Annotated in this window: 7 protein-coding genes; 6 read left to right on the forward strand and 1 reads right to left on the reverse strand. The window is 67.7% G+C overall.

Annotation, left to right across the window (positions count from 1 at the left end):
* The 4 genes from AC1DOC_RS14940 to AC1DOC_RS14955 form a co-directional block, all read left to right on the forward strand.
* A partial coding sequence (locus tag AC1DOC_RS14940) for a 2-oxoacid:acceptor oxidoreductase subunit alpha (protein WP_478130009.1) occupies positions 1-1,398 on the forward strand: 1,398 nt, incomplete at its 5' end.
* Positions 1,395-2,450 carry a 2-oxoacid:ferredoxin oxidoreductase subunit beta gene (locus AC1DOC_RS14945; RefSeq protein WP_018907134.1) on the forward strand — a complete coding sequence of 352 codons (1,056 nt, stop codon included), beginning with the start codon at positions 1,395-1,397 and terminating at the stop codon, positions 2,448-2,450. The genes AC1DOC_RS14940 and AC1DOC_RS14945, both read left to right, overlap by 4 nt.
* A gap of 45 nt (positions 2,451-2,495) precedes the next feature.
* Positions 2,496-2,933 (forward strand): CBS domain-containing protein, encoded by a 438-nt coding sequence (locus tag AC1DOC_RS14950; protein WP_015865532.1) that lies wholly within the window; start codon positions 2,496-2,498, stop codon positions 2,931-2,933.
* A gap of 1 nt (position 2,934) precedes the next feature.
* Positions 2,935-3,918 carry an AraC family transcriptional regulator gene (locus AC1DOC_RS14955; protein WP_230537980.1) on the forward strand — a complete coding sequence of 328 codons (984 nt, stop codon included), beginning with the start codon at positions 2,935-2,937 and terminating at the stop codon, positions 3,916-3,918.
* Between the two features lie 22 nt (positions 3,919-3,940).
* Here AC1DOC_RS14955 and AC1DOC_RS14960 read toward each other — a convergent pair whose 3' ends face one another.
* Positions 3,941-4,849 (reverse strand): LysR family transcriptional regulator, encoded by a 909-nt coding sequence (locus AC1DOC_RS14960; protein WP_018907132.1) that lies wholly within the window; start codon positions 4,847-4,849, stop codon positions 3,941-3,943.
* A 164-nt stretch (positions 4,850-5,013) separates the two neighbouring features.
* Here AC1DOC_RS14960 and AC1DOC_RS14965 point away from each other — a divergent pair, with 164 nt between their 5' ends.
* Both AC1DOC_RS14965 and AC1DOC_RS14970 read left to right on the forward strand, forming a co-directional pair.
* On the forward strand, positions 5,014-5,733 hold the full coding sequence (locus AC1DOC_RS14965) for a pirin family protein (RefSeq protein WP_478079979.1): 720 nt from the start codon (positions 5,014-5,016) through the stop codon (positions 5,731-5,733).
* Positions 5,734-5,872: 139 nt separating this feature from the next.
* Positions 5,873-6,242, forward strand: a 370-nt coding sequence (locus tag AC1DOC_RS14970; RefSeq protein WP_478130010.1) for an isochorismatase family protein, incomplete at its 3' end; no start/stop codon positions are given.

A 6,242-nucleotide genomic window follows, 5' to 3' on the forward strand; every position in this document is an offset into this window, starting at 1 on the left:
GCGCTGGCCATCCTGCTGGGCATCGATCCGGAAGTGGTCGAGAAGCTGTTCGGCGAGCAGTACAAGGGCAAGGAAAAATTGCTCGCCTCCAACGTGCAGGCGCTGCACCTGGGCTGCGACTTCGCGCGCGAGAACCTCGAGCCGCTGGGCCTCAGGGTGCGGCGCGCCGACCGGGTGGGCGACCGCATCTTCGTGGACGGCAACAGCGCCGCGGCGCTGGGCTGCGTGTACGGCGGCGCCACGGTGGCGGCCTGGTATCCGATCACGCCGTCGTCCTCGGTGGCCGAGGCCTTCCAGAAGTACTGCGCCAAATTCCGCGTGGACCCGGCCACCGGGCAGCACCGCTTTGCCATCGTGCAGGCGGAGGACGAGCTGGCTTCCATCGGCATGGTGGTCGGCGCGGGCTGGAACGGCGCACGCGCCTTCACGGCGACCTCGGGGCCCGGCATCTCGCTGATGGCCGAGTTCATCGGCCTGGCCTACTTTGCCGAGATCCCGGTCACGCTCATCAACGTGCAGCGCGGCGGCCCATCGACGGGCATGCCCACGCGCACGCAGCAGGCCGACATCCTGGCCTGCGCCTATGCCTCGCACGGCGACACCAAGCACGTGCTGCTGTTTCCGGAAGACCCGCACGAGTGCTTCGAGCATGCGGCGGCGGCGCTGGACCTGGCCGACCGGCTGCAGACGCCGGTGTTCCTGATGACGGACCTGGACATCGGCATGAACCAGCGCCTGTGCGCGCCCTTTGCCTGGGACGACAGCCAGGCCTACGACCGCGGCAAGCTCATGAGCGCCGAGGAGCTCGAGGCCGGCCGCGACTTCGGCCGCTACAAGGACGTGGACGGCGACGGCATCCCCTGGCGTACGCTGCCGGGCACGCACCCGAGCAAGGGCAGCTACTTCACCCGCGGCACCACGCGCGATGCCTATGCCCGGTACTCGGAGCGCGGGCCGGACTACATCTACAACATGGAGCGGCTGCTGAAGAAGTTCGCGACCGCGGCCGCGCTGGTGCCGCAGCCGGTGCTGCGCCCGGCCGCCGAAAAGACCGACCTGGGCGTGATCTATTTCGGTTCGACCAGCCCGTCGATGCACGAGGCGCTGCAGGCACTGGAAGCACGCGGCATCCACCTCGATGCGCTGCGGCTGCGCGCCTTTCCGTTTCCGCAGAGCGTGGTGCAGTTCCTCGCGCAGCACCGGCAGGTGTTCGTGGTCGAGCAGAACCGCGATGCGCAGATGCGCAGCCTGCTGGTCAACGAGCTGGACATCGATCCCGCCCGGCTGGTGCGGGTGCTGCATTTCGACGGCACGCCCATCACGGCGCGCTTCATCGTCCAGGCCATCAGCACGCATGTGCAGGAGACGCAAGCCTCTGGCACGAAGGAATCGGCATGACCTACCTCGCCAAGCCCCGGCTGCACCATCCGACGCTGGCCACCAACAAGGTCGGCTACACGCGGCGCGACTACGAGGGCAAGATCTCCACGCTGTGCGCCGGCTGCGGACACGACTCCATCTCCGCCGCCATCATCGAGGCCTGCTGGGAGCTGGACATCGAGCCGCACCGCGTGGCCAAGCTCTCGGGCATCGGCTGCAGCTCCAAGACGCCGGACTACTTCCTGGGCGCCTCGCACGGCTTCAACACGGTGCACGGCCGCATGCCCAGCGTGCTGACCGGCGCCAACCTGGCCAACCGCGACCTGCTGTACCTGGGCGTCTCGGGCGACGGCGATTCGGCGTCCATCGGCCTGGGCCAGTTCGCCCACGCGATGCGGCGCGGCGTGCGCATGGCCTACATCGTGGAGAACAACGGCGTCTACGGCCTGACCAAGGGCCAGTTCTCGGCCACGGCCGACCAGGGCTCCAGGAGCAAGAAGGGCGTGGTCAACAGCGACAGCCCGGTGGACCTGGTGGCCATGGCGCTGCAGCTGGGCGCGAGCTACGTGGGGCGGGGCTTCTCGGGCAACAAGGCGCAGCTGGTGCCGCTCATCAAGGGGGCGATCAGCCACGGCGGCGCCGCCTTCATCGACGTGATCAGCCCCTGCGTCGCCTTCAACAACCACCCGGGCAGCACCAAGAGCTACGACTACGTGCGCGAGCACAACGAGGCGGTCAGCCGCATCGACTTCATCAGCGGGCGGGAAGAGATCACCGTCGACATGGCGCCGGGCGAAGTGATGGACGTGCGCCAGCACGACGGCACCCTGCTGCGCCTGCGCAGCCTGCATCCGGGCTACGACCCCGGCGACCGCCATGCCGCCATGGCCCACATGCAGCGGCACCAGGAGATGGGCGAGGTGGTGACCGGGCTGCTCTTCGTCGATCCGCTGGCCAGCGACCTGCACACGGCGCTCAACACCAGCGACCGGCCGCTCAATGCGCTGGGCCCGGCCGAGCTGTGCCCCGGCGCCGAGGCGCTCGCGCGGCTCAACGCGTCCTTGCGCTGAGCGGCGTCCGGCGGCACCATTGGGTTCCTTTCCGGAGGGCGCACCATGGCCGAGCGCACCGTTTTCCAATCCATCTCGCGCAAGCACGTGATCAGCCTGGGTCCGCAGGCCAGCGCGCGCGACGCCGCGTGCGTGATGACGCGCGCCAACTGCGGCAGCGTGCTCGTGCTGGAACTGCCCGACATCCTGCTGGGCATCCTGACCGAGCGCGACTTGATGACCCGCGTGCTGGCGCGGGGGCTCGACCCCGACCGAACGACGGTGCGCGAGGTCATGACGCCCAACCCGATCTGCGTGCCGCCCGAAACGCCGGTGTCCGACGCCGTGGTGCTGATGCTCGAACGGGGCTTTCGCCACCTGCCGCTGGTGGCKGGAACGAAGATCCTGGGCGTGTTCTCGGTGCGCGACGCGCTGCCGCGGGAGCTCGGCACGGCGGTCAGCCTGACGGAGTTCCGCGAGCAGGTGAACGACGCGCTGGGGTAAGGTGGAGGATGGCGTCCCGTCCGGATCAACCTCCTGCGGTGGTGTCGCCATCGAAAGCCTTCCCCACATGCTGAATCCCCTTCGTTCCGACTGCCAACTTGGACAACGGTTGGCGTCGCAGTACGGCATCGACGCCGTGCAGTCACTCGTGAGCAGGTCGCGCCGCGGCTGCGAGCTGGGCGTCGCCCGGATGCGCTATGAGTTGCCGCATCTGTTCGTGCTCGCGCCTCTCCCGCTCGAGAACGCATTCCTGCTCAGCGTGGAGATCAATCCGGGCGGCAGCCGGCGCATCGTCCGTGACGGCAAATCCCGGCAACTGGGCCTGCAGCAGGAGGGCGCCTTTCACATTGCCGATCTTTCGCAGCACGCCTCGGCCTACGTGAGCAGCCCGTTCCATTCGATGTTCTTCCACCTGCCGCGCGCAACCATCGATGCGTTCACCGAAGAAATGGAGATGCCGCGTGTCGATCGGCTGGACTGCGCCGCCGGCACGCTGGACCCGGTGGTCGCCCATCTGGGCCGGGCCATGCTGCCGGTGCTGATGCATCCGCAGGATGCGAGCCGGCTGTTCGTGGAACACCTGGCGCTGGCACTGAAGGCGCACGTGGTGCATGTCTACGGCGGCGCGGCCGGGCCGGCGCCCGTGCACACCCGAGGCCTCGCGCCGTGGCAAGAGCGCCGCGCCAAGGACTTTCTCGTGGCGCACCTCGCAGGGGACGTATCGCTGGGCGACGCGGCGCGCGAATGTGCGCTGTCGCGCAGCCACTTCAGCAAGGCGTTCAAGCAGACGACGGGGCAGACGCCGCATGCATGGCTTGTAGCGCAGCGCGTGCAAGCGGCGCGTCGGCTGCTGGGGCAGCCGCATCTTCCGATTGCCGAGATTGCCACGGCCTGCGGTTTTTCCGATCAGAGCCACCTGACGCGGGTTTTCACCGCGCACACAGGCACATCTCCGGCGCGGTGGCGGCGCCTGAACGCGGGCTGATTCGCGCGCCGGCCAAGGCCGGTCAGGCCGACCTTGGCAGCAGCGCCGGAACCAGCTGCCGGTTCAGCTGCTTCACCCACCACTGGAGCGCCTTTCCCTTGGCGCCGGTCTTCCATGCGAGCCAGAAGGCCTCGGGTGCGCGCGGCTCTTCGGTCTGCAGCTCGACGAGCGTGCCGCGCTTCAGGTCGCCCTCGATGCAGGCGCGCGGTAAGAATCCGTGTCCCAGGCCCGCGGCCTGGCAGGCGATCTTCGCGGCCATGCTGGGTACGGCGACGTGGTGCTGGCCGGCAAGCAGCCCCACGGTGCGGTCGGAAAGGGTGCGCGCGCTGTCGCTCACCACGATGGCGTTGCACTCCAGCAGGTCGCCGCGCTGCAGCGGCCGGCCCAGGCGCGTGAGCGGATGCGTGGGCGCCACGCAGAAAGCGAAGTCGAGGCTTCCCACCATCACCGCCTGGTAACCCCCGCCGGCCGGCCCTTCGCCCGCGGCCACGACGATGTCGGCGCGTCCTTCGCGCAATGCCTCCCAGCTGCCGGTGAGCGCCTCGCACCCGATGCGCAGCCGCGTGCCGCAGCGCAGCGCCTCGAACGCGCGAATGTCGTCGATCAGCGCCTGTGTGGGAATCAGCGAGTCGTGCACCAGCCGCAGCTCCGATTCGAACCCGGTGGCGATCTGCCGCATGCGCGACTCGAGGTCGCCGGCGGCGCCAAGCAGCCAGCGGCCTTCCTTGAGCATTTCTTCGCCGGCCGCGGTGAGCGTCACGCGCGGGCCGTTGCGCACGAACAGCAGCATGCCCAACTGCTCCTCGAGCTTGCCCACCGCGTACGAGATGGTGGAGGGCACCTTGTTCAGGCGCGCGGCGGCGCCTGCGAATGAGCCGTGGCGAGCGATGGCGTCCACGAGTTCGATGGCTTCGAGACTGAGCTTGAGCACGGCTGGTCCTTGGAAATGAATCATCGAAAAATTCGATGATTGACGGCTAAAAGTTTCGTCAACAGGCCTCGATGAAAGAAAGATGATTCAGCCATGCATCGGGGATTCTTCTCCGAAGCGATTGTGAATCACATCGAACCAAACGACCATCAAGGACCCCAATCATGTTGGAAATTCGCAGCGCCAATGACCGCGGACTTGCAGACTTCGGCTGGCTCAAGTCCCGCCACACCTTCTCTTTCGGCCACTACCACGACCCGGAGCAGGAAGGCTTCTCCGACCTGCTGGTGATCAACGACGACCGCGTGCATCCGGGCCGCGGCTTCGGCACCCATCCACACCGCGACATGGAAATCTTCTCGTACGTGCTCGACGGCGCGCTCGAGCACAAGGACTCGATGGGCACCGGCTCGGTCATCCGCCCGGGCGACGTTCAGATGATGAGCGCCGGTACCGGCGTGCGCCACAGCGAGTTCAATTCCTCCTCCACCGATCCGCTGCACTTCCTGCAGATCTGGATCGTGCCCAACGCCAAGGGCGTAGCGCCCCGCTACCAGCAAGTGCACTTCGCACCCGAGGAAAAGCGCGGCCGGCTGCGGCTGATCGTCTCGCCGGAGGGCGCCGGCGGCTCGCTTGCCGTGCACCAGGACGCCCGCGTCTACGCCGGCCTGTTCGACGGCGATGAAGCCGCCTCGCTCGCGCTCGGCCCCGATCGCCATGCCTATGTGCATGTGGCACGTGGCAGCGTGGAAGTGAACGGCCAGCGGCTGGGCGAGGGCGACGGCGCGCGGGTGCGCGGCGAGCAGCGGCTCGAGCTGTCGCGCGGCGAGGGCGCCGAGGTGCTGGTGTTCGACCTGCGCCCGAAAGAGTTGCCTTCCTTCTGACATTGCGCGTGCGCCCCTTGGCGGCGCGGACGCAAATGTCCAAACGGCCTCACTAATCGACAAGACATGCATCGGCGCTGAAACGACGATGCATGGCAACGCAAGACCCAATTTTTTTCACCAACTCACGGAGAGTCCCATGTCCATCAAAGCCACCCCCACCGCCGGCGCCAAGCTGCTCACCCCCACCGACCACACGCTGGTGATGATCGACTTCCAGTCGCAGATGGCCTTTGCCACGCACTCGATCGACGCGGTGAACCTGCGCAACAACGCGGCCCTCGTGGCCCATGCGGCGGCCGGCTTCAAGGTGTCGACCATCCTCACGACCGTGGCCGAGAAGAGTTTTTCGGGCCCGATGTTCAGCGAGATCACCGACGCCTTCCCGGGCCAGAAGATGCTCGACCGCACCTCGATGAACACCTGGGAAGACGCGGCCGTGATCGAGCGCATCAACGAGATCGGCAAGAAGCGCATCGTGCTCTCGGGCCTGTGGACCGGCGTGTGCA

It is taken from the genome of Variovorax sp. 01T439_2 (assembly GCF_056398445.1).